Annotated in this window: 22 protein-coding genes and 3 pseudogenes; 9 read left to right on the forward strand and 16 right to left on the reverse strand. The window is 61.0% G+C overall.

From position 1 onward, the window contains the following. Window positions 1-3 precede the first annotated feature (3 nt). The 7 genes from ACVWW3_RS19480 to ACVWW3_RS19510 all read right to left on the reverse strand — a co-directional run bounded on the left by ACVWW3_RS19480 (window position 4) and on the right by ACVWW3_RS19510 (window position 3,802). The gene (locus ACVWW3_RS19480) at window positions 4-204 is read right to left on the reverse strand and encodes a twin-arginine translocation signal domain-containing protein (protein ID WP_456648969.1); all 201 of its coding nucleotides are present in this window, start codon (window positions 202-204) and stop codon (window positions 4-6) included. 29 nt (window positions 205-233) lie between these two features. Next, a complete protein-coding gene (locus ACVWW3_RS19485) occupies window positions 234-1,046 on the reverse strand; it encodes a TorD/DmsD family molecular chaperone (RefSeq protein ID WP_456648968.1) in 813 nt (270 codons plus the stop codon). Window positions 1,047-1,441: 395 nt separating this feature from the next. After that, on the reverse strand, window positions 1,442-1,939 hold the full coding sequence (locus tag ACVWW3_RS19490; RefSeq protein WP_456672075.1) for a hypothetical protein: 498 nt from the start codon (window positions 1,937-1,939) through the stop codon (window positions 1,442-1,444). Next, entirely contained in the window at window positions 1,932-2,171 is a 240-nt protein-coding gene (locus ACVWW3_RS19495) for a hypothetical protein (RefSeq protein ID WP_456672076.1), read from the reverse strand. The genes ACVWW3_RS19490 and ACVWW3_RS19495 overlap by 8 nt, the downstream gene beginning before the upstream one ends. Further along, window positions 2,164-2,682, reverse strand: a complete 519-nt coding sequence (locus ACVWW3_RS19500; protein ID WP_456648966.1) for a DUF3305 domain-containing protein — start codon at window positions 2,680-2,682, stop codon at window positions 2,164-2,166. The genes ACVWW3_RS19495 and ACVWW3_RS19500 overlap by 8 nt, the downstream gene beginning before the upstream one ends. Before the next feature lie 258 nt (window positions 2,683-2,940). After that, window positions 2,941-3,288: a carboxymuconolactone decarboxylase family protein gene (locus ACVWW3_RS19505; RefSeq protein ID WP_456648965.1), complete on the reverse strand. Its 348-nt coding sequence runs from the start codon at window positions 3,286-3,288 to the stop codon at window positions 2,941-2,943. 127 nt (window positions 3,289-3,415) lie between these two features. Continuing rightward, window positions 3,416-3,802: a gamma-butyrobetaine hydroxylase-like domain-containing protein gene (locus ACVWW3_RS19510; RefSeq protein ID WP_456648964.1), complete on the reverse strand. Its 387-nt coding sequence runs from the start codon at window positions 3,800-3,802 to the stop codon at window positions 3,416-3,418. 172 nt (window positions 3,803-3,974) lie between these two features. On the opposite strand from ACVWW3_RS19510, the gene ACVWW3_RS19515 reads away from it, so the two are divergent. Next, on the forward strand, window positions 3,975-4,130 hold the full coding sequence (locus tag ACVWW3_RS19515) for a hypothetical protein (protein ID WP_456648963.1): 156 nt from the start codon (window positions 3,975-3,977) through the stop codon (window positions 4,128-4,130). Window positions 4,131-4,302: 172 nt separating this feature from the next. Here the strand turns inward: ACVWW3_RS19515 and ACVWW3_RS19520 are convergent, their stop codons facing one another. Together ACVWW3_RS19520 and ACVWW3_RS19525 are read right to left on the reverse strand one after the other, a co-directional pair. Further along, window positions 4,303-4,866 (reverse strand): DUF6505 family protein, encoded by a 564-nt coding sequence (locus tag ACVWW3_RS19520; protein WP_456649792.1) that lies wholly within the window; start codon window positions 4,864-4,866, stop codon window positions 4,303-4,305. Window positions 4,867-4,873: 7 nt separating this feature from the next. Beyond that, window positions 4,874-5,629 (reverse strand): biotin/lipoate--protein ligase family protein, encoded by a 756-nt coding sequence (locus ACVWW3_RS19525; RefSeq protein ID WP_456648962.1) that lies wholly within the window; start codon window positions 5,627-5,629, stop codon window positions 4,874-4,876. 242 nt (window positions 5,630-5,871) lie between these two features. Here ACVWW3_RS19525 and ACVWW3_RS19530 point away from each other — a divergent pair, with 242 nt between their 5' ends. Both ACVWW3_RS19530 and ACVWW3_RS19535 read left to right on the forward strand, forming a co-directional pair. Beyond that, the gene (locus ACVWW3_RS19530; protein ID WP_456649791.1) at window positions 5,872-7,857 is read left to right on the forward strand and encodes a 4Fe-4S binding protein; all 1,986 of its coding nucleotides are present in this window, start codon (window positions 5,872-5,874) and stop codon (window positions 7,855-7,857) included. A gap of 102 nt (window positions 7,858-7,959) precedes the next feature. Then, window positions 7,960-8,757 (forward strand): annotated as a pseudogene (locus ACVWW3_RS19535) (Mrp/NBP35 family ATP-binding protein); the annotation flags it as partial. 201 nt (window positions 8,758-8,958) lie between these two features. Here ACVWW3_RS19535 and ACVWW3_RS19540 read toward each other — a convergent pair. Continuing rightward, entirely contained in the window at window positions 8,959-9,966 is a 1,008-nt protein-coding gene (locus ACVWW3_RS19540) for a DUF6352 family protein (protein ID WP_456648961.1), read from the reverse strand. A gap of 448 nt (window positions 9,967-10,414) precedes the next feature. Here ACVWW3_RS19540 and ACVWW3_RS19545 point away from each other — a divergent pair, with 448 nt between their 5' ends. The 6 genes from ACVWW3_RS19545 to ACVWW3_RS19570 all read left to right on the forward strand — a co-directional run bounded on the left by ACVWW3_RS19545 (window position 10,415) and on the right by ACVWW3_RS19570 (window position 13,519). After that, a complete protein-coding gene (locus ACVWW3_RS19545; protein WP_456648960.1) occupies window positions 10,415-10,768 on the forward strand; it encodes a hypothetical protein in 354 nt (117 codons plus the stop codon). Next, window positions 10,765-11,463 carry an ABC transporter permease gene (locus tag ACVWW3_RS19550; RefSeq protein ID WP_456648959.1) on the forward strand — a complete coding sequence of 233 codons (699 nt, stop codon included), beginning with the start codon at window positions 10,765-10,767 and terminating at the stop codon, window positions 11,461-11,463. The genes ACVWW3_RS19545 and ACVWW3_RS19550 overlap by 4 nt, the downstream gene beginning before the upstream one ends. A 384-nt stretch (window positions 11,464-11,847) precedes the next feature. Next, window positions 11,848-12,549 carry an SMP-30/gluconolactonase/LRE family protein gene (locus ACVWW3_RS19555; RefSeq protein ID WP_456648958.1) on the forward strand — a complete coding sequence of 234 codons (702 nt, stop codon included), beginning with the start codon at window positions 11,848-11,850 and terminating at the stop codon, window positions 12,547-12,549. A gap of 16 nt (window positions 12,550-12,565) precedes the next feature. After that, window positions 12,566-12,874 carry a tripartite tricarboxylate transporter substrate-binding protein gene (locus tag ACVWW3_RS19560; protein ID WP_354104721.1) on the forward strand — a complete coding sequence of 103 codons (309 nt, stop codon included), beginning with the start codon at window positions 12,566-12,568 and terminating at the stop codon, window positions 12,872-12,874. Continuing rightward, complete coding sequence (locus tag ACVWW3_RS19565; protein WP_456648957.1) at window positions 12,822-13,142, forward strand: tripartite tricarboxylate transporter substrate-binding protein; 321 nt, start codon at window positions 12,822-12,824, stop codon at window positions 13,140-13,142. Before ACVWW3_RS19560 ends, ACVWW3_RS19565 begins: the two co-directional genes overlap by 53 nt. 5 nt (window positions 13,143-13,147) lie before the next feature. Next, window positions 13,148-13,519 (forward strand): tripartite tricarboxylate transporter substrate-binding protein, encoded by a 372-nt coding sequence (locus ACVWW3_RS19570; RefSeq protein ID WP_354045463.1) that lies wholly within the window; start codon window positions 13,148-13,150, stop codon window positions 13,517-13,519. 400 nt (window positions 13,520-13,919) lie between these two features. Here the strand turns inward: ACVWW3_RS19570 and ACVWW3_RS19575 are convergent, their stop codons facing one another. From ACVWW3_RS19575 to ACVWW3_RS19600, 6 genes and pseudogenes are all read right to left on the reverse strand, one after another. Next, the gene (locus ACVWW3_RS19575; protein WP_247444014.1) at window positions 13,920-15,323 is read right to left on the reverse strand and encodes an amidase; all 1,404 of its coding nucleotides are present in this window, start codon (window positions 15,321-15,323) and stop codon (window positions 13,920-13,922) included. An 85-nt stretch (window positions 15,324-15,408) separates the two neighbouring features. Beyond that, window positions 15,409-16,171, reverse strand: a pseudogene (locus ACVWW3_RS19580) (SDR family NAD(P)-dependent oxidoreductase). A 46-nt stretch (window positions 16,172-16,217) separates the two neighbouring features. Then, complete coding sequence (locus tag ACVWW3_RS19585; protein WP_456648956.1) at window positions 16,218-16,928, reverse strand: ABC transporter ATP-binding protein; 711 nt, start codon at window positions 16,926-16,928, stop codon at window positions 16,218-16,220. Further along, the gene (locus tag ACVWW3_RS19590) at window positions 16,918-17,637 is read right to left on the reverse strand and encodes an ABC transporter ATP-binding protein (protein WP_247341524.1); all 720 of its coding nucleotides are present in this window, start codon (window positions 17,635-17,637) and stop codon (window positions 16,918-16,920) included. The genes ACVWW3_RS19585 and ACVWW3_RS19590 overlap by 11 nt, the downstream gene beginning before the upstream one ends. Window positions 17,638-17,639: 2 nt before the next feature. Then, window positions 17,640-18,714: pseudogene (locus tag ACVWW3_RS19595) on the reverse strand (branched-chain amino acid ABC transporter permease). A gap of 12 nt (window positions 18,715-18,726) precedes the next feature. Continuing rightward, on the reverse strand, window positions 18,727-19,593 hold the full coding sequence (locus ACVWW3_RS19600) for an ABC transporter permease subunit (RefSeq protein ID WP_354045474.1): 867 nt from the start codon (window positions 19,591-19,593) through the stop codon (window positions 18,727-18,729). Window positions 19,594-19,610 lie beyond the last annotated feature (17 nt).

Below are 19,610 nucleotides of genomic sequence, written 5' to 3' on the forward strand. Positions count from 1 at the left end.
CCCTTAACTCGGATAACGGTTGACTCGGTAGTAGGCCTTCACGTGGTCGCTTTCCTTGTAGCGAGACTTGCGTTTTTCATCGTTGCTCTCGCTATCGGCTTTCGCCTCTAGAGCAAGTGGCGACGCCGCGGCGACCGCTGCTCCCGCGCCAAGCGCATAAAGGAATCGGCGACGTCCGAGTAAGGTCTTGTCGAGTGCTCGCATCGCCACGTCCTCCTTCTTTGCACTTCCGCTCACGCGGACAACGCGAACGCTTCTGTCTCGGTCTGCAGGAAGAGCCGACCGAGCGCCCCTACATGACGATAAAACTCAGCCGCCTCGGCGCGCTCCAAATCAGCGAAGAAACGACCAATCCAGGATGCGAGATGTCTCTCGAAGAACCGCTGCTGCATTCTATCGGTTACCGGGAATTGACCACTAGCCATCCCGGCCATGATCTCGCAAAGCGTGGCAGCGTGGTCCTCCGGCTCTGTTTGTCCCTCGGCTCGTTCAATGCCGTGCGCGTGGAGATCCTCGCGCAATCGAGCCAGTGGCCGCTCGTTGAGAAAACCGGTGAGATAGTAGGATCCGTAGGGAAGCAACTCGCCGCGCCCAACTCCAATGAAAAGGGTGAAGTACTCGCGTGCAATCCGCTCCACGTTCGCGCTGCCGGCTGCCTGCGCAAGAGCCAAATGCGCGAGGCCAAGCGAGGTCGTATCCCCACGGAGCTTGGCAATCCGACCGAGAGTCCCTGCATCCGGCGAACGGCTCAGCAACGTGGCGAGCAGTGAATATTCTTGAGCGCGGCTCGCATCGACGTCGTCAATCTCGACGGGTTCCTCGCGACGGTGCTCCGGCCACAGGATCTCGCTTTCGAGATCCATCACGGCTTCAACCGACAACGCAGGCTTCGGAACATGAGACAAACTCGACACGCGAAGCTGAGATGCTGCCGTCAGATCTGTAAGTCCTGGAACTCCGCCAATTGCGCGAACAGGACCTCGAGATTTCCGGCCGCTTATTTCATTTTCTGGTTTTGCTGCGCACTTGCGGATATTCACGGCCATCCCGTTAGCCTCACCAAATGCGCAGATCCCGCGCCCGTCCCGCTGCTACCTGTGTAGAGTTGGTCGCGTGATGGGCATCCGCAGCAACTCAACGGGTGCGAAGCTCCCACCAAGGGATACATGAGACAATCGAATTATATTGGGAATTGACTGCAGTTTCCTTGTTCGACGCAGGATGCAGACCGAACTCGAACGCCGAGGATGCGATACGAAGCGTGCCGCCGCCCGCGCCCACTGCCTCAACCGCGGGGGTCGAGCAAAGGCTGTCGAATGCAGTGTAAATGCTTGTGAAGTCTTCGATCCCGACCCGCTGAGACCCTCAGATGGCCGGCCTGCCTGCCGCCCTAGACTAGTCGGCTATTTCCGCTCGTTTCTAAACTCGAGGGAGTGAAAACTCACTCGGTGCCATCTCTCTCTCTGATATTTCGCAGCTGCGGCAAAGCGCCGCCATGACCCCGGCGTAAGGCTGGAGAAAGGTCTACCGATGTGGTCAATTCGGACTGCGGAGCAACGGCCCTGCCATATTGCGTTACGTCGCTGGCCACATCGCTCTCTTCGAAGTCCGGCTGCCGAGCTTTAGCCGAAACCGGCGTCGTCGATTCCGCGCTGGATGCCTGATCCTCGACTGGATCGGGTACGCCTGCCGACTTTTGAGCATCACCCGCTGGCGACGATATGACAGGCCGGTGCGCCGCAACAGCTCCGGTGTCCGGCTCTCGTAAGAGCCGGGTCAAAAGTCGTCCGGCCTCCTCCCCGTCGATTGGTCCGAAGCCGGCCATCGCACCAGGTGCGTTGAAGTCCCACGAGTTCTCCGACAAACCGACAAAGTCGCGGATTGCCGGATCTATCGACCACACGCGACGAAGCGCCGCACGTGCCAAGTCGTCAGGCACCCCGGTTTCGAGGAAAGCGCGGATGCTGGGTTTCGGTGCCGATGGATTCGATTGCAGGCAAACTCGCGGGGTCGAATGGCAGTCTATCTTCGCCCAGCGCAAGAGAAGCAGCAGTGGTCTCAGACGCCACGCTATCAGAGGCCTCGATCTGCTTCGTTTGCCTGATCTTGACCGTAGCTGCGTCGCGCTTGCGACGGGACCATCGCACAAGAAAATCCGGATCGTTACTCATCGTCGCTCCTGTATTGCGGGCCACGCCGTGCCAGCGCTTCCGGATCGGCACGATTGCGCTTGCGCTTCACGAAGGTCCGCTCGACATGGTGCTCGGCGATAAACGAGGCAATGGTATCTCGCACCGAGTCGGGCATCGGCACGGCTTCCACGATTCCCTGGCCCGGTTCTGTCAAAGCTTCCCCTTCCGCTGGGTCCGCCGTGACAGCGGCAATCTCATACGGGCGCTCGCCTGCGGCTGAGAGCAGCGCAACCCATACTGAGGGCGCGGCCGAGACGAGATTATTGCGGTAATTTTCCGTTTCCGTGCGGTAAAGCTCGATCTCCGCCGCACCGACGTAGAAGGTCACGGTATCTTCTTCGCTCGCAAGCTGCGTCCATGGGTCCACGTCCGGGATGCCGCCAAGCACGGCGGTCGGGCGCCAGATAAATTCACACCACGGCGAATTTGCCTTGGATCGTTCGACAACGATGCCGATGGGAATCCGCAGGAGCGGCGCCACTATGTTCACGGGGCGGCCTCCAGATTTTAGAACGAACGTTTAATCAAGAGATTCTGCGATTTCATACATAGCACTTTCCCAGGCGTGAACACCATCATGTCGAGCGAAGCCCTCGAAGCCCTCCAGGAGACGCTCTAATCTGGCCTCGCCGAAACCTCGTCTTCGAACGCCCTGGCTAACGGACCCAGCTTCCGCGCCGCTCATAGAAAACGGTTCGAATTATCACACCGAAGACAATCCAATTGGCGCGCCGAGCGAGCCAGCCGCTCACGCCCGCGTCGCAGTTCCGGCTTTTTTCATTTCCTCAATGGCGAGAAGCGAATGAGCGTAAGCCGCTCCCGCTCGCATTTCCGCGGCGACCCAGATCGCCTCCATCAGTTCTTCTTGCGAGGCGCCGTGCCGTAGTGCCGCCTTCGTATGGCCCTTGATGCAGTAAGGGCATTGGGTGACATGGGCCACTGCGACGGCGATGATCTGCTTAACCTTGGCAGGCAGCGCACCATCCGCGAAAACCGTCTGGCTGAAGTTTTGAAAAGCCGCCTCGGCGTCGGGTGATAAGTCCTTGCGCTTCTGTGCAAGCTCCCGTGCACTCGACTGAGATGCGATGTCCGGCATGCGTGTCTCCTGTTCTAGAGCTGCGCCGAGACCGACACTCCGGCCTCACCGCTTTGCGCTCTTGCTTATCGGCATATGGGGCGAGACGGCCAATATGCCAAGGCAGTGGGAAACCACATCCGAACTGCTAACGGGCGCCCGGCTTGTCACGATCGAGACCCTTCGCGGCAAGATCATCCAGATACGCCTGGAAGAGCCGCCCGGCATCGCGCCCGACCTCATGCAAGAGTGCCCAGGAAAATATGCCGGTCGTGTGCATGTCATCGAAGCCGAGGCGTACGGCATAGTTGCCAACAGGATCGACTGAAAGGATCCCAACATTCCGTTTGCCACCGATCGTCTTGCGCTCGGATTCGGAATGACCTTGGACTTCGGCAGAGGGACTTGTCACGCGCAGCAATTCTGCGGAAAGGTCGAATGATGCACCATCGTCGAACACAACATTTAGCGTACGACGATCTTTCGCAAGGCGAATTTCAACCGGCCAAGGTGGCTTAGCGTTCGTCTGGCTCATTTCGCGGTTCCACTTCGGCGACAGTCGGGACGGGCGCTCTTTCGCAGTCAAAAGATCATCAATTCGATGGAAGCAGGCAAGTATGACAATAAGCTCTCTTGCGTTTAACCTCTCTTGTGTTGCACCCTGCTTGCACTACCTTTTTGAAGTATCATCCTCTGGAGGTGGCGTCATGAAGGCTTTTATTGCGGCAGTGATTTGCACGGCAGCGATCGGGGTTGGGGCGTTCTATGTCCTCCATACGCAACAGGAAACGGTCGACGTCGCATTTTCGACAAGCGGCGCGCGTGTCGGCGACCCCGGACACAATCTCATCGGGATGAACTAGAACCAAGCATTTTTCAAGACAAGGTATGGCGCCGACGCTCGTCAGCCGGGCCATCTAGATTGCTTGCTTGGATAGATTGCTTGCTTGGAATATTCGCCGCGGAGCCCTCTTAAGCGAGTTCCGCAGTGAAAACCTTGAGATGCGTCAGACCAATCGCCGTCGATGGCGCTTCTCACGTGCGATCGGTTTTTATCAAACCGAGAAGATCGACTTGGTCAGCAGACACCTCTTCGTCTTCGATCTCAAGGAAAGTGAAGGCGCGCGTATACGCATGCAGCCGATCGGCTCCCAGCGCTGATTGGCGTGGCTTCAATGTGCGGAAGCGCTCGCGCATCTCGCCATTCTCGACACTGCGCTGCACCGCGAGCAGCGTCTGCGGCGAATGATCGCAGAGCGAAGCCGCAAAGGCGACCTCTTCTTCCGCCGCGACGCGAGCAGCCTGAGGATCCGGCGCGCCGAATTGCGCGAGCAAATGCGCGGCAAGACGCTCGACAGCACCTTGCATATCCGCTTCGGTCGCCTCGGTTATGATGGCAAGCGTAGACCAGCCGAGACTTTCGATACCAAGGAAACCCGAGCGCAAGGCGACACGTTGCTTCTGGCCGAGGGCGGTTGGATCGTTGCAGTCTCCGAACACGAACGCCCCCGAGACGGCCCATTCGCCTGGATCAGCAGCGCGTTCAAACACGAACGTGTCCGACGGATCGAGCCTGATGGTGCGCGGAAGCTTCAGCATCTTCGTCTCAAGCGAGCTTGGGGCCGCGGAGGGCAGGATCATACCACGCCGCGCGAGAGAGACCATCGAGAAGGCTGGTCCGATCCGGCGCGCCCATATCGAGCGGCGCTTTAACGAGAAGGTCGCCGTTGCGATCGATGCCACGCCGCTCGCCGGCCTTGTTCTTGGGTAGCCGCGCGAGGTAGTTGCTGGCGACAGGATCGAACCCAGCTTCGTTCCATTGATCGAAACCAACCATCAGATGCCGTGCGAAGCTTCCCACGATTGCATCCGCTTGAACCATCTCGAAACCTTCTCCCATCAGCGATACGGTGCCCGGCATCGCGCCAGGCTCGATATTGACTAGATCCACCGCGCGCAGCATGACACCCAGCACCAGCCAGGCCGGCACGTCGGTCTCGGCGCAGTCTTCGGGCCAGCCGAGACGCACCCCGCCCAGCAGTCCGCCATCGAAGGAAATTGAATCGGGCCACGCAAAATTGACTTCCCGCTCGGGTGGACAATGCGCCGCGATGGCATCGGCGGTCGCATTCATTCCGACAAATAGCGCACGCCGCGCTGATACCAGTGGCTCGGCGGGTTCCAGCACGACGGCAAGTTCGACGAGGTCGTAGCGCCCGACCGAGATCAGCGTTCCGGCGCCAGCTTGCGCCGCAATTGCCAGGCCATGAGCAAACGCGTCACCGCTCTCGCGCAACAAGACCGCAGTATAACCGGGCGGCAGGTCGAGCGCCCGCTCGGCCTCATTGACTCGCGACATCATGCGACCCATCCTCCTCGGTACCTATTGATCGAAAGTCGCAAACGCTCGCGGCTCCATTGCAAAATGTCCTGTGTGCGTTATCTGCGCAGGTATGATACCGAGGTCAAGCAGACGACGTCTCGAAATTCGGGTCGCATCGAAGCATGGAAGTCTAGCCATGCCGATTGTAAGGACCGCCGCCGCGGGAGGAAACGATGGGTGATACCACACCTCATCTGATGATCTGCACCTGCGAGAAAACCATGCCGCTGGACGCGCGGGCGATTGGCCGCGTCTGTACAGGGCGGATCACCCAAGCAGACCAGCTCTGCGGGCTCGAAATCGACCGGTTCAAGGCGGCACTCGCCGAGGGCGCACCTATTACCGTCGCCTGTACCCAGGAAGCACCCTTGTTCCGGGACCTTGCGGAAGATCTCGTCCGCTCCTCAGCGCTCACCTTCGTCAACATTCGAGAGGCTGCGGGATGGTCGAAGGATGCGGCCGCGGCTGGTCCGAAAGCTGCGGCGTTGATCGCAGCGGCGGCCGAAAATTCGCCCCGCGTCGCGCTGGTGACGCTCGAAAGCAACGGCGTCGCTCTGATCTACGGCCACGACGAGGTCGCGATCGAGGTCGGTCGCCGACTTACCGACCGTCTTGACATCACCGTGCTTCTGACCAAACCCGGCGACGTGACCCCTCGCCACTCAAACGTTTTTCCGGTCCTGAAGGGCACCGTGCGCAACGGATGTGGGCATCTCGGCCAGTTTGAACTGACGATCGACGACTATGCGTTTCCCGCGCCTTCGTCGCACCGCCGGCTGGAGTTCGGAGTCCCGCGCAATGGCGCGGTCTCGACCTGCGACATCGTACTGGATCTGAGCGGTGGCTCGCCGATGTTTCCAGCCCACGAATTGCGGCCCGGCTATCTACGAGCCGATCCCCGTGACCGCGCCGCGGTCGAAAAAATAATCGCGGACGCGGGCCATCTGGTCGGCACGTTCGATAAGCCGCGCTTTATAGAGTTGGACGAATCGCTCTGTGCCCATTCGCGCTCCGGAATCACCGGCTGTACGCGTTGTCTTGACCTCTGTCCGACTGGCGCCATCACGCCGGACGGCAACGCGGTGGCAATCGACCCCGCCGTCTGCGCAGGATGTGGCTCCTGCGCAGCGGCCTGCCCGACCGGGGCGGCATCCTATGCGCTGCCGACCGCAGATGCGCTGATGCGACGGTTACGCACGCTGGTGCAGGCCTATCGCAACGCTGGCGGCATCAATGCCATCGTGCTGCTTCATGATGGCGACCATGGCGCGCCGCTCATCGACGCGCTGGCGCGATTCGGCGACGGCCTGCCGGCAAACGTGCTCCCGGTCCAGGTCAACGAAGTCACGCAGATCGGGCCTGAGGCAATTGCCGCGCTGTTCGCTTACGGCGCAGCCGGCGTCGCGTTGCTGACGCGCGCAAAACCCCGCCACGATCCTCTCAGCCTGCGGCGAGTTGTTGAGACCACGGGAACCATTGTCGCAGCGCTCGGCTTCGGCGATGGACTGGTCCGCATCATCCAGACCGATGACCCCGACCAACTCCGTGCCATGCTGGACGCAGCGCCGGTTGGCGTTGCAACCCAAAAGCCCGCCACCTTCGTTCCGCGCGGCGCCAAGCGCGGCTTGCTCGAGACGGTTTTTCGCGAACTGCATCTCGCGGCGCCTGTGTCCGTCGATATCGTGGCACTTGCGCCCGCCGCGCCGTTCGGCGGTGTGTTGCTGAATGTCGAGAGCTGCACGCTCTGTCATGCCTGTGTGACCGCTTGCCCCTCCGGGGCACTGTCGGACAATCCAGACCGCGCAATGCTGCGCTTTACTGAAAGCATCTGTGTCCAATGCGGGCTGTGCGAAGCGACCTGTCCCGAGGAGGCCATTACACTGCAGCCGCGGCTCGATTTCCAGGCGTGGAACGCGCCGCAGCGCGTGTTGAAGGAAGAGGATCCGTTCCATTGCATCGGGTGCGGCAAGCCGTTCGGCACGAAAAGCACAATCGAACGTGTGGTCGCCAAGCTTGAGGAAAAGCACTGGATGTTTACCGGTGCCAATGCACGGCGCATCAATGTCGTAAAGATGTGCGAGGACTGCCGCGTCGAGGCCGTCGTCAACGAAAGTTTCGACCCTCATGCGGTGCCGCGGCCGCCGACCGTGACCACCGAGGATTACTTGCGCGCTCGCGAGGCGGGCAAGGACAATCCGATCAAGTAGTCACGAACACCGTCAAACGCGCGGCAGCAAGTCAGTCAGGAGATTTGTGTGTCCGTTACCGAGACCGAAGCAAGGGCGCGCGCGACGTCGAAGCCAACCGGTATTCCAAGTATCAAGCATATTGTCGCGGTCGCCTCCGGCAAGGGCGGTGTCGGAAAGTCCACGACGTCGTGCAATCTCGCGCTTGGATTCGCCGCGCTCGGGCTGAAGGTCGGTATCCTCGATGCGGATATCTACGGCCCTTCACAGCCAAAACTGTTCGGGCTGCGTGGCAAGCCACGGTTGATCGGCGCGCGCACGCTGAAGCCGATGGAGCGGTACGGCGTGAAGGTCATGTCGATCGGCTTTTTGGTCGAGGAAGACCTCGCAATGATCTGGCGCGGGCCGATGGTGATATCAGCCATCACCCAGATGCTGCGCGGAGTCGCGTGGGGCGATCTGGACGTGCTCGTCGTCGATCTCCCGCCGGGCACCGGCGATGCGTCACTCACGATGGCACAACAGACGCCGCTCGCGGGCGCGGTGATTGTCTCGACGCCGCAGGACATTGCGTTGATAGACACCAGGCGCGGCATCGCCATGTTCCGGAAAGTCAATGTGCCATTGCTCGGCGTGATCGAGAACATGTCGAGCTTTTGCTGTCCCGATTGCGGCCACCTATCGCCGATCTTCGGCCATGGCGGCGCGCGGATCGAGGCCGAAAAGATCGGTGCGCCGTTCCTGGGCGAGGTACCCCTGGACATTCAAATTCGCATGACGTCGGATGACGGGCGTCCGATCGTTGCGACCGAGCCCGACAGCGTTCACGCCAAACGCTACATCGGAATCGCCCGTCAAGTCTGGTTGGCACTGTCAACGGGACGAGCAAACAAGCCCGCGCCGCGTATCGTCATCGAATGAATTGGCGCGAATGCACGGCTGGTGTCACCCGAATGAGGTCGGCTTCGCTTTGAAAATCAAATCTCCGCGACCAAACTTCTGCTCATACATTGGGTTCAAATAAGATCGTCGGATATCTCTTGCGGCAGATCCGCACCTGCATCGCATTCCGGTCGATTGTGGCGGATCTGCTTTGACAGGGAACGTCAACCGGCAGTCACGTCAACTTATCAGTGTCGAATTCCGGATCGGCAAGCCGATCAAGAGATTCTGCGGCTTCATATGAAGCATTTTGTCAGGTGTCATCGCCAGGATCAGGTAGACCGGCTCCGATCCGATCTTTTCGACGACCACCGTGGGGTCACCGAACTTCAGCTGGTAGAGACCGACGATACTGGCCTCGCTTCTCGGGTCAAGGGAGCCGGCATTCCATAAAGTATCGCCAATTTGCGTACCGACTGCATCCAGGCCCAAATACCAGTTAAACGTGACGTCGCGCATTTCGGTCAGCGGCTCGATCTCGACATCGATCGCGAGCATATGTTTGATCCAGCGCTTCATCACTTCACCGAGCTTTGCCAATCCGGGCTGTCCAGCGGTAAGATCGAGCGCCATGTCAAACGCATCGCTACGCTCCCAGTAGGTATGCGCAGTATCCTCGACCATGACATCGATCTTCGCCCCCGTCGGGGAATCGAGCATGGCTATCAGCGGCGACAACGTTGCATTGTCGGTATCGGCGATGGTCTCGTCGTCGGCGGCGATCAACGAAGCTTCATGCACCGTCAACCGTTGCCGACGAAACAGCAATTCAGCGGCTCGAAGCACAAATGGATCATTGCAACCGTCGAGCGCATTGCGGAGGATCAGCTGAACCAGCTGGTTTAGAAACAGGGGTGGCGTCTTGCCGACGTCACGACGGATAAGATCCAAGTAGGCAGCTTCCAGCGTTCTCTGCTGCAGGAGACGATCGCGAAAAGCGATGATGAGGCTCCAGTTCTCTCGCGCGTCGGCGTCGAGCAGCGCTGCAATTTCTTCGTCTCCGACGCGGCGGCGCGGATCGGCGAGTACCGCGTCATACAGCGTATGTTCAGCCAGACATGCCTCGGGCGGCGGAATCAGTTCCGGTCGCGCCAGATAGGTCTTCAAAAACTCATCGGTTATGAGCAAGCCGCCACCGGCGTCTCTGTCCGTCAAGTGGTGACCGCAAGAAAGCCAAAAGTCTTTCATTCACTCCCACGCGAACCTTGCGAGATCGGATCTCGATCATCGCGCCTTTGAACCTCGAATGCAACAATCTGGCTCGATGCATGCGCGCTGCGAAATCCCTAGGGACAACTGGGCAACTTGCGCTCGATAGCAATGCACTCAATTGGCAATATAATTCGTTTGTCTAACGTCATTGGAGGATGGGATCGTCGTTCGCGATCGATGTGGACGCTGATCGGTCGAGATCAGCTCAATGATCTGAAGGTGGATGTTGCGAGGACGTCACATTGGGCCAGGCAGACGATCGTGGCGAGGGTCTCTTGTGTGCTCGGAGCCGCGCTCGCCAGGCCGTTCCGAGCCGCATTCATGCCACATCTCCCTGCCGAAGCAGGTGAGGGGCGCGCTCTGGTATCGAAAGACGATGGTTTGGCAGCGAACCAACAATCCGGAGGAGGGCGATCCTTGGCTCATGCCGCGCTCGCTGAGCTTCAAGATGACGCCCGAGCCGGCGCCGCTTGAGGGCGAGGCGCTCTTCGATCAACTCACCATGTCCGGCCAGGAGAGTACGCCTCTTTCGATGGTGCTCCGAAACCGTTGCGTCACTTCGATTGCCCCTGTCGGTATCGCAATCGAAATCGAGAATGAACCCACACCCAGGCTCGCCACTGTTCTTGGCACCCTTGTGGTCGCCGGGGAGGATGTCTGCCGCAGCGACAAACAGGCCGGAGCGGTGCAACCGTTCGTGCAACCGCTACGATCCGCGGGAGATGCCGCATTCTCCGGCATGGAAACGTTCTGCCAAGCATCGAAGCGGGAGGGATGAACGACTTCGCGCGATCGGTCCGCGCCGCCGCCTCGCTGATCGGCGAGAGCGATTCTGAGCTTCTCGAGATTGTCGCTCTGTCGGTGCGCGTCAGTCTAACGGCCAGCATCGTCGCGCTGGCGGTCGGCGCTCCCGTCGGCGCCTGGCTTGCAATCGCCCGCTTCCCAGGCCGGCAGCCGCTCATCATCTTTGCCAACGCGCTACTCGGTTTGCCTCCCGTCGTGGTGGGTCTCGGGCTCTACTTATTCCTTTCGCGCTCGGGCCCCTTGGGAACTGCGGGGCTACTATTCACGCCTACTGCCATGGTGATCGCCCAAACGCTTCTTGCCACTCCGATCGTGGTCGCGCTCGTTCACCGAGCCTCCACATTGCTCTGGGCGGAATACGGCGACCTCGCACGTACCGACGGTTTGTCAGTCCTGCGCAGCGTCGCCTTGCTGTTCGCACTCGGAAGAGCATCGCTGCTGACAGCCTTCCTAGCCGCATTCGGGCGCGCCATCGCCGAGGTCGGTGCCATTATCATCGTGGGCGGCAACATACATGGTTTCACTCGCACGATGACGACCGCGATAGTGCTCGAAACCAGCAAGGGCGACCTTCCGCTGGCGCTCGGGCTCGGGTTGATCCTGCTGATGCTGAGCGTGGTTGTCTCGACCGTCGCGCTTCTGCTGGTGGGCCGCGTCGAAGAAAAATAGGTGCACGCTGCTGATCCTTTAGCGACGATACATGCGATCGGAACGCAATTGAAGCACGTCCATCCGAAGACGATCATCCTGACGCGACTGGCTGCGCACCGCGAAGCACGAAGTTGGTGCGCTGCAACGTCCCCAAGGGCGCGCCCTCACGATCATCGCGAGCCGAACTTGGACGATCGTCGCGGACCTGGAGACGGCAACCGGGATCAGGTCGACCACCTTGAGCAGTCCTGATGGCGAGGGCGTCGCGTGGAGAAGTTGTCTGCGATGCGATACCTGCTGGAAGCTACACGGAGGCCCGCAGATACGCGTCCATAGCCCCGGTGAAAGCAACTCCGCCCGCCGTGACCACAAGGCCGCTCACCAGTGGTGTGTCCCAGTTGAATGCCATTCCAAGCGGCGTACGACGGCGAGCCGAACGGGTTGAAGATCGCGCGCGACGGGCGGATCGTCATCACGGACCATCGCCGTGGGCTCATGACGCTCGATCCAGCCAGCGGCAAGGTCACGTCCATGCTGGAGTGGCGCTGGTCGGAGCGTTTCAAAGGCATCAACGACCTGGTCCTTGCCAGCAATGGCGACATCTATTTCACCGACCAGGGCCAGACCGGCATGCACAACCCGACCGGTCGCGTCTATCGCCTGCGCGTGGACGGAACGCTCGACCAGATCGTCAACAACGTCCCCAGCCCGAACGGCCTCGTGCTCAACGGCAGCGAACACATCCTCTACGTGGCCGCCACAAGGGGCAATGCGATCTGGCGGATACCGCTGATGCCCGACGGCACGGCATCGAAGGTCGGCATCTTCATTCAACTGTCCGGGAGCCTCGGCGGGCCCGATGGCCTTGCGATAGACGAGCAGGACAACCTTGCCATTGCTCACGCCGGTCTTGGTACCGACTGGATTTTCAGCCGCCTGGGCGAGCCGCTCTATCGGATCCGCTCCTGCGAAGGGCTCGCCACCACCAACGTGGCCTATGGCGGTCCCGACAACAAGAGCCTCTACATCACTGAATCCGAGAGCGGCTGTGTCCTGGTTGCGCGCCTTCCCGTCGCCGGTCGGTTGATGGCGTCGCATCGATAGCGAAAGGATAACCTTCATGCTCTGGACGGTGCAGACGGTAGTTCTGATTCTTGGCCTGACCGCGTCGGGGACGGCCTGGGCCGCATGGCCCGACGACAACCCGGTCGAAGTCGTCGTTGGCTTCGCCGCGGGTGGCGGGACCGACGTGATGGCCCGCAAGCTTCTTCCCTTCGTCGAGAAAAGACTTGGCGGGAACGCGAGATTTGTCGTCGTCAACAAGCCCGGTGCCGGCGGCGAGATCGCGGTCGCAGCGATTGCGCGCGCCGTCCCCGATGCCTACGCGATCGGGTCGTCAACGTCCCCGGCTACAACTTTCTGCCGATGAAAGACCCAGTACACCATGGGACGAAATCCGTCTGGTTGCGCGCGTGGTCGACGATCCCAGCGTGATCGTCGTTCGCAACGACAGCCCGTTCACGACCCTCGCAAGCGTGCTCGACGCGCAGCGCAAGAAGCCGGGTTCGGTCACGTTCGGCCATAACGGCGCGGGCACGAACGGACATCTGGCCATCTGCATGCTCGCAAAGGCGGCCGGCGTCGAGCCGAATGAGATTTCCTATCGCGGAACGGCAGCGGCCATCTGGTCAGCCTGAGCAAAGTGCCTAAGCTTCACGGTACCAACAAAGCAGAGCTCCGGGCTATCGCAATCCTGTCTAAGCCTAGTTCCTCATCATTGCCCGGCGTACCCACGGCCGAGGAAGCCGGCGTTCCCGTCATCATGACCGCCGAGCGCGGCTTTGCGCCGCCGAAGGGGGCGCCCGATGACATCGCAAAGAAGCTGCAAGCCGCGATCGCCGAGAGCCTCAACGATCCCGAATACATCAAGAGCTCAGCCGGTGGTGCTCCAGTGCTCGCTTTCATAGCCGGAGCCGAATGGCAAGCGTCTCGACGATATGACGAACGGGTTGCAGCCGCTTGCGAGCGAGATTCAGTCGATCGGAGCGCGCCGCGTACGCCAATCCGTAACTGACTGCAAGTCCTACTGACGGCAGGAAGTCATTGAATTCCGGTGGCGTCCGGGCTCTCTCGGGCTCCCCAAAAGCCTACCCAGGCATCCGCTGAGATCGACGATATGCGGTTCGATCCGACTTCCGCTCATGGCCATAGCTGACTTTCGACAACTCAAGCCTACTAGATGGGCGGAAGCGGTCACCCGGTCTACGCCCGGCCACCACTGATAAGCTTTCGGCTATTTCCTTATCAGTTCGCGAACTGCCTCCATTTGCGACCAAGCCATATCGGTTGCCGACTGACTGCTGGGCTCACCAACCCAACTTTCGTGTCGGACTCGCTAAATGAGCCCTATCTGCCAGTCGACTCCGCAGGCTAGGAGATTGCGCGCGCGTCTTGGTATCATTCCGTGACCCCGTTCATTCGATGGGCGCGCGCCGGGTATGCCAGTCCGTTACCGACTGGAAGGCATGACCAGCGCGGGCAAGCACATCCTCGGACAGATGCGGACCCACCAGCTGCATGCTGAGCGGCAGGCCGTCCGACGCCATCCCGTTCGGCAGCGTGATAGTGGGGCTGCCCGAGAAGTCGAACACCGCGGTGAAGCGCAGGATACTGAGCAGCACGTGCGGATCGGCACCGTATTCGGCCATCTTGGTCAGCGTCGGGATCGGCACAGGCATTGTGGGGATCAGCAGCAAGTCGATATCGCCGAACAAGGCGGCGAGACTTCCGCAGAACTTCAGTCGCTCATGATGGATCTGCGCGATCTCGATACCGCTCATCGACCTGCCCTGCTCGATCAGCTGCGCCAGATCGGGGCCGTATTCCGATTTTCGCGACGGATAGGTCTCCAGGTGCGCCTCCGCCGTTTCGATCGAGCACATCGGGATCCACATGCTGACAAGCTTCTCGTAGGCCGGGAACTTGACCTCGCGGATATCGGCACCGAGCGCTGCCAGCGTGCGTTCGGCTTCCAGCAACGCAGCGACCACCTGCGGATCGATCCCGTCCTGGATGTAGCTGCGGTCCACGCCGATCCGTACGCCCCGGATGCCGTCACCGATGCCGGCCAGATAGTTCGGCACCGGCGCCTGCAGGGCCGTGGGGTCATTGACATCGGCACCTGCGATGACGCCGAGCATGGCCGCCGCGTCGGCAGCGCTTCGACACATCGGCCCGATATGGTCGAGCGAGTCCGCCAGCGGAAAGACGCCGTGGCGGCTGACGCGTCCCCAAGTCGGCTTGATGCCGGTCAATCCGCAGGTCGCCGACGGAAACCGGATCGAACCGCCGGTGTCGCTGCCGATCGAGCCGAAGCAGAGCCCCACCGAGGTCGCCACGCCCGATCCGCTTGACGAGGAGCCGACCCAGTAATCGACACCCCAGGGATTGAGCGGCGCCTGATCGTTCGGATGGTGGCTGGTATAGGCGCCCTCGGTCATCTTGAGCTTGCCAAGAGTGACGGCACCGGCGTGCTCGAGCCGGTCCACGATCGTCGCATTGAAGGACGGAACGAACTTGGCATGGATCGTAGTGCCGCCTGCGGTCGGTGCGAACGTGGTGTAGCAGAGATCCTTCAATCCGATCGGCACGCCATGCAATGGTCCACGCCAGACGCCCTTGGCAAGCTCCGCGTCACAGCGCTTCGCTTGCGCCATGGCCCGCTCGGCGAGCACGAGCGCGTAACCGTAAAACTTGCTATCGAGCTTCGCGATCCGGCTCAATATGGCCTCGGTTACTTTCGAAGGCAGGAGCTCACCCCGGCGGAACAGCTCGGAGAGTTCGGTGATCGACTTGTAGTGAATTGGATCTGCTGACATCTGACAGCCCTGCTGTTGTCGGAAATGGCTTCGCCCACCGGCGCCGCAGACGGCCGGCCTCGTGACTACGCTGCTCGAGATGCGCCTAGAACTGCACGCCGCGCGTGAGGGCACCATCAACCACGAGGTTGGTCCCCCGTGATGAAGCTCGCCGCCTTGCTGGCAAGGAACACAGCGCCGTTCGCCATCTCCTGCGGCGTTCCCATGCGGCCGGTAGGATTGAGCGCCAGCGCGGTGTTGTACAGTTCGGGATTGCCGTCCTTGATCTGATTCCAGACACCGCCCTCGAAATAGGTGTTGCCGGGGGAGACCGAGTTGGCGCGGATGCCTTTGCCGGCAAGCTGGAAGGCGAGCCCCTGCGTGTAATGGATGATCGCAGCCTTGAACGTGCCGTAGGGGCCGCTGGCGAAGTCGACCTCGCGGCCCGACACGCTCGAGATGGTGACGATCGCAGCGGCCTTGCTCTTCTCAAGATACGGCATCGCCGCATTGACCAGCCGCACCGTGCCCATCATGTCGGTGGAGAACTCCTTCTCCCAGCTCTCCTCGTCCTGCCCAATCGACAGCGCGCTGACATTGGCAACGACGATATCGATCCCGCCAAGTTTCGAGGCCATATCCTCGACCCAGACCTTGAGCGCCGGCCCATTGGAGACGTCGACCGAACTGCCGAACGCCGCAACACCTTTCGCCTTGATCGCGGTGACAGCACTATCGACGTCGGCCTGGTTGCGAGCGCAGATGCCGACATCTGCACCTTCCGCCGCGAAGGTGTCGGCTATCGCCTTGCCGATGCCCCTGGTGCTGCCGGTAACGAGAACCTTTGCTCCCTTGAGTCCCAGATCCATGTCCATTCCCTCCCTATTGACGACTTATAACGTGCGACGTGGCCGTTCAGAGCAGAAGCTGCTCGCGGACATTATGCTCGTTGACCTCGCCGCCTGCCAGCGACTGCGTGATCTTGCCCTTCTCCATGATGTAACAACGCTCGGCGATCGCCAGGATCGTGTCGAGATTTTGCTCGACGAAGATGATCGTAGTGCCGAGCTCGTTCCGGAACGATCTCAGCGCCCCGCAGATGTGTTGGACGATCGAGGGCTGGATGCCCTCAGACGGTTCGTCCAGGATCATCAAGGATGGATTGCCGATCAGCGCGCGGCCGATGGCGAGCTGCTGCTGCTCGCCGCCCGACATGGTCCCCGCGACCTGCCGCCTGCGTTCCCTGAGCCGCGGAAAATACTCATAGACGAGCTCCGGCAGCTTCTTACCGTCGGGACCGCCGATCAACTCGCCGACCTGGAGGTTTTCCTCAACGGTCATCTGCGGAAAGACGTCGCGCCCCTGCGGGATGTAGCCGAAGCCCGCCCTCGCCCGCGCGTCGGCTTCGAGCTTTGTGACGTCCTGATCCATGAAGTTGATCGTGCCGCGCCAAGTCTGCAGCAGGCCGATCAGGCACCGCATCAGGGTTGACTTGCCGACCCCGTTACGGCCGATCACGCCGACGATCTCGCCGCGCGAGACCGACATGGTGACACCCTGCAGGATCGGCGTCGCGCCGTATCCCGCCCATAGATCCGATACGTCAAGAATCCGATCAGTGGGCATGGGTTTTACCGAGATAGATTTCCGCGACCTTCTCGTCCTGCAGGATGTTTTCGAGATTGCCGCGCGCAAATATCTTGCCGAGATGCAGCACCGTGACGCGCTGGGCGACCTGACGCACGAAGGCCATATCATGCTCGACGACAAGCACAGTCATGCCTTCGGCATTGAACGACTTGATCAACTCCCCGGTCTTGAAGGTTTCCTCGGGAGACATGCCGGCGGTCGGCTCGTCCAGCAACAGGAGCTGCGGCTTCAGCGCCAGTGCCATCCCGATTTCAAGCCATTGCTGCTGGCCGTGCGACAGTGCCCCCGCGAGCTTTTCGCTGTCCGGGCCGAGATTGAGCAGCGTCAGCAGGCGATCCTCCTCTGTGATGCGTTCCGCCCCGGACAATCGCTCCTGGAGCGCGATTTGAATGTTCTGCCGGACCGGAAGTTCCTTGAACACGCTCGGAGCCTGCATCTTGATGCTCATGCCCCGTTGCACCCGCGCATATGGACGCTCGGCGGTGATGTCGACGGTATCGAACAGGATGCTGCCCTGGGTGGGTGGGTAAAGACCCACGATCAGCTTGAACAACGTGCTCTTGCCGGCACCGTTGGGACCGATCAGGCAGTGCACCTCGCCCGCGTCGACCGTAAGATCGACATCGGAGACAGCGGTCAATCCGCCGAAGCGCTTGGATACGCCTTTGACCTCGACCAGCGCCATGATCAGGATTCTTCCGGCTGTAAGCGACCGGCCTCCTCCGCGACGGCGCCATCATCGCGCCGTCGGCGCCCACCCCACCAGTCGGCGGCAAGCTTGCCAATTCCGAGCACAAAACCCTGCGGCGCCAGCATCACCGTGGCGAGCAGCAGCGCGCCCATCAGCACCAGCGCGGCCTGCTGGCTGTAGACCGTGATTGTCTGAAAGCCGAACAGCAACAGGAACGACCCGACCAGGGTCGCCGTCAGATCGTTTCGCCCGGAGAAGGCCACCCACACGATCGGCATCGCGGCTGCCGGCAGGCCGATACTGGAGGGCGTGATAAATCTGTCCCCAGGACGTGTAAAGTGCGCCGCTGAGGCCCGCGAGGCCGCTGCCGATCACGAATGTCAGCAGCTGGTATTTCCGGACGTCATAGCCCAGCATCTCCGCGCGTTGGGGATTTTCGCGCGTTGCCACGATGACATTGCCGATCCCCGAATTGACCAGCATGCGCAGCGCGAGATAGACGATCACGATCAGCGCGATCATGGTGTAATAGAGCGCCGATCCCTCGATATAGAAGTCACCCACGGTCAGCGGGTCCATGCCCTTCATGCCGTTGAAGCCGTTCAACCGCGCCGGGCCGATGTGCCATTCCGGCCCAGCGGTCTGACCAAGGAAGAAGGCAAGCACGAGCGTCGCGGACAGCGTCACGATGCCGAAGAAGATGCCGTTGATCCCACCCCAGATCATGAAGTAGCCGAGGATTCCCGCCGCCAACATCGCGAGGACAACCGAGAGCACGAGTGCGGCGATCGTCGCAGTGCCGCCGCCCATGTTGATGGCGAGCACGCCATAGCCATAGCCGGCGATGCCGAAGAACAAGGTCTGGCCGAACGACAGCATGCCGCCATAGCCCCACATCAGGCAGAGGCCGAGCGCCATGAAGATCCAGATCAGGAAGTAAGCGAAATTGCCCACGTCGTAAGAATCGGCGAACAGCGGATAAGTCAGCGCACCCGCGAGCACGGCGAGGAAGCATGACCAGAAGATCTTGCCGCGTCCGAGCGTCTGTGGGCCTTCCAGCAGCTTGAACATCAACATTTCCCCTTAGCGCCCACGGCGGACCAGCACGCTGGAGAGCCCTTCGGGCAACACCCGAATGATCAGGATGACAGCCACCAGCATGCCGATCTGACCGATGATCTGCCCATAGCTCGCGTTCAGCGCCATCCGGATTATCGCCAGGAAGACCGCGGCCGGCGCCGTTCCAAGCAGCACGTTCGCTCCTCCGATCACGACGGTGACGAAGCTTTCGACCACGAATGTCGCACCCATGGTCGGAATCAGCGTCATGGTCGGCGCGTAGAGCGCCCCGCAGAGCCCGGCGAGGCCAGTGCCGATCCCGAAACTGATCGCATAGATGCGGCCTGTGCGCGCGCCCAGCGCCTTCGCCATCGCGGCGTTCTGCATAGTCGCGCGGGCGATCACTCCGAACCGCGTCTTCATGAAGATGATGTAGAGACCGCCCAGCACGGCCACCGCGCAACCGAACAGCACCAGACGATAGGTCGAAAACGAATAACCGCCGATTGCGAAGCTTCCCTCCGGCGTTCCGATCCCCCGTACGGCAGACCCGACAATCAGGAGCATCGATTGCGTCACGATGAGACTGAGCCCCCAGGTCGCGAGCAACGAATCCAGCGGCCGCTTGTAGAAACGCCGCACGACCAGGAACTCGACGAGGACACCGATGAGCCCCGCCGTCAGCGCGGCCAGCATCTGGGCAATCGCGAGCGGCACACCGAGATTCACAAGGCCAACCGTCACATAGGCACCACACATGATGAACTCGCCGTGGGCCATGTTGATGACGCCCATCATGCCGAACACAATGGCGAGGCCGGCGGCCGAAAGAATTAGGAACGCAAACACGTCGGCGAACTGATAGAACACGGAGAATACTTCAGCCGACATCTTGATCCCCTTGCCGA

It is taken from the genome of Bradyrhizobium sp. LM2.9 (genome assembly GCF_054056555.1).

Coding starts and splice junctions, on each gene's coding strand:
- ACVWW3_RS19600 (WP_354045474.1), bottom strand. CDS start 19,593: ATGTCGGCTGAAGTATTCTCCGTGTTCTATCAGTTCGCCGACGTGTTT.
- ACVWW3_RS19530 (WP_456649791.1), top strand. CDS start 5,872: ATGCCGCTGGACGCGCGGGCGATTGGCCGCGTCTGTACAGGGCGGATC.
- ACVWW3_RS19565 (WP_456648957.1), top strand. CDS start 12,822: ATGCCTACGCGATCGGGTCGTCAACGTCCCCGGCTACAACTTTCTGCC.
- ACVWW3_RS19525 (WP_456648962.1), bottom strand. CDS start 5,629: ATGATGTCGCGAGTCAATGAGGCCGAGCGGGCGCTCGACCTGCCGCCC.
- ACVWW3_RS19510 (WP_456648964.1), bottom strand. CDS start 3,802: ATGAGCCAGACGAACGCTAAGCCACCTTGGCCGGTTGAAATTCGCCTT.
- ACVWW3_RS19505 (WP_456648965.1), bottom strand. CDS start 3,288: ATGCCGGACATCGCATCTCAGTCGAGTGCACGGGAGCTTGCACAGAAG.
- ACVWW3_RS19555 (WP_456648958.1), top strand. CDS start 11,848: ATGCCATTCCAAGCGGCGTACGACGGCGAGCCGAACGGGTTGAAGATC.
- ACVWW3_RS19575 (WP_247444014.1), bottom strand. CDS start 15,323: ATGTCAGCAGATCCAATTCACTACAAGTCGATCACCGAACTCTCCGAG.
- ACVWW3_RS19520 (WP_456649792.1), bottom strand. CDS start 4,866: ATGCTGAAGCTTCCGCGCACCATCAGGCTCGATCCGTCGGACACGTTC.
- ACVWW3_RS19590 (WP_247341524.1), bottom strand. CDS start 17,637: ATGGCGCTGGTCGAGGTCAAAGGCGTATCCAAGCGCTTCGGCGGATTG.
- ACVWW3_RS19495 (WP_456672076.1), bottom strand. CDS start 2,171: ATGAGTAACGATCCGGATTTTCTTGTGCGATGGTCCCGTCGCAAGCGC.
- ACVWW3_RS19560 (WP_354104721.1), top strand. CDS start 12,566: ATGCTCTGGACGGTGCAGACGGTAGTTCTGATTCTTGGCCTGACCGCG.
- ACVWW3_RS19480 (WP_456648969.1), bottom strand. CDS start 204: ATGCGAGCACTCGACAAGACCTTACTCGGACGTCGCCGATTCCTTTAT.
- ACVWW3_RS19545 (WP_456648960.1), top strand. CDS start 10,415: ATGCCGCGCTCGCTGAGCTTCAAGATGACGCCCGAGCCGGCGCCGCTT.
- ACVWW3_RS19550 (WP_456648959.1), top strand. CDS start 10,765: ATGAACGACTTCGCGCGATCGGTCCGCGCCGCCGCCTCGCTGATCGGC.
- ACVWW3_RS19515 (WP_456648963.1), top strand. CDS start 3,975: ATGAAGGCTTTTATTGCGGCAGTGATTTGCACGGCAGCGATCGGGGTT.
- ACVWW3_RS19540 (WP_456648961.1), bottom strand. CDS start 9,966: ATGAAAGACTTTTGGCTTTCTTGCGGTCACCACTTGACGGACAGAGAC.
- ACVWW3_RS19485 (WP_456648968.1), bottom strand. CDS start 1,046: ATGGCCGTGAATATCCGCAAGTGCGCAGCAAAACCAGAAAATGAAATA.
- ACVWW3_RS19585 (WP_456648956.1), bottom strand. CDS start 16,928: ATGCCCACTGATCGGATTCTTGACGTATCGGATCTATGGGCGGGATAC.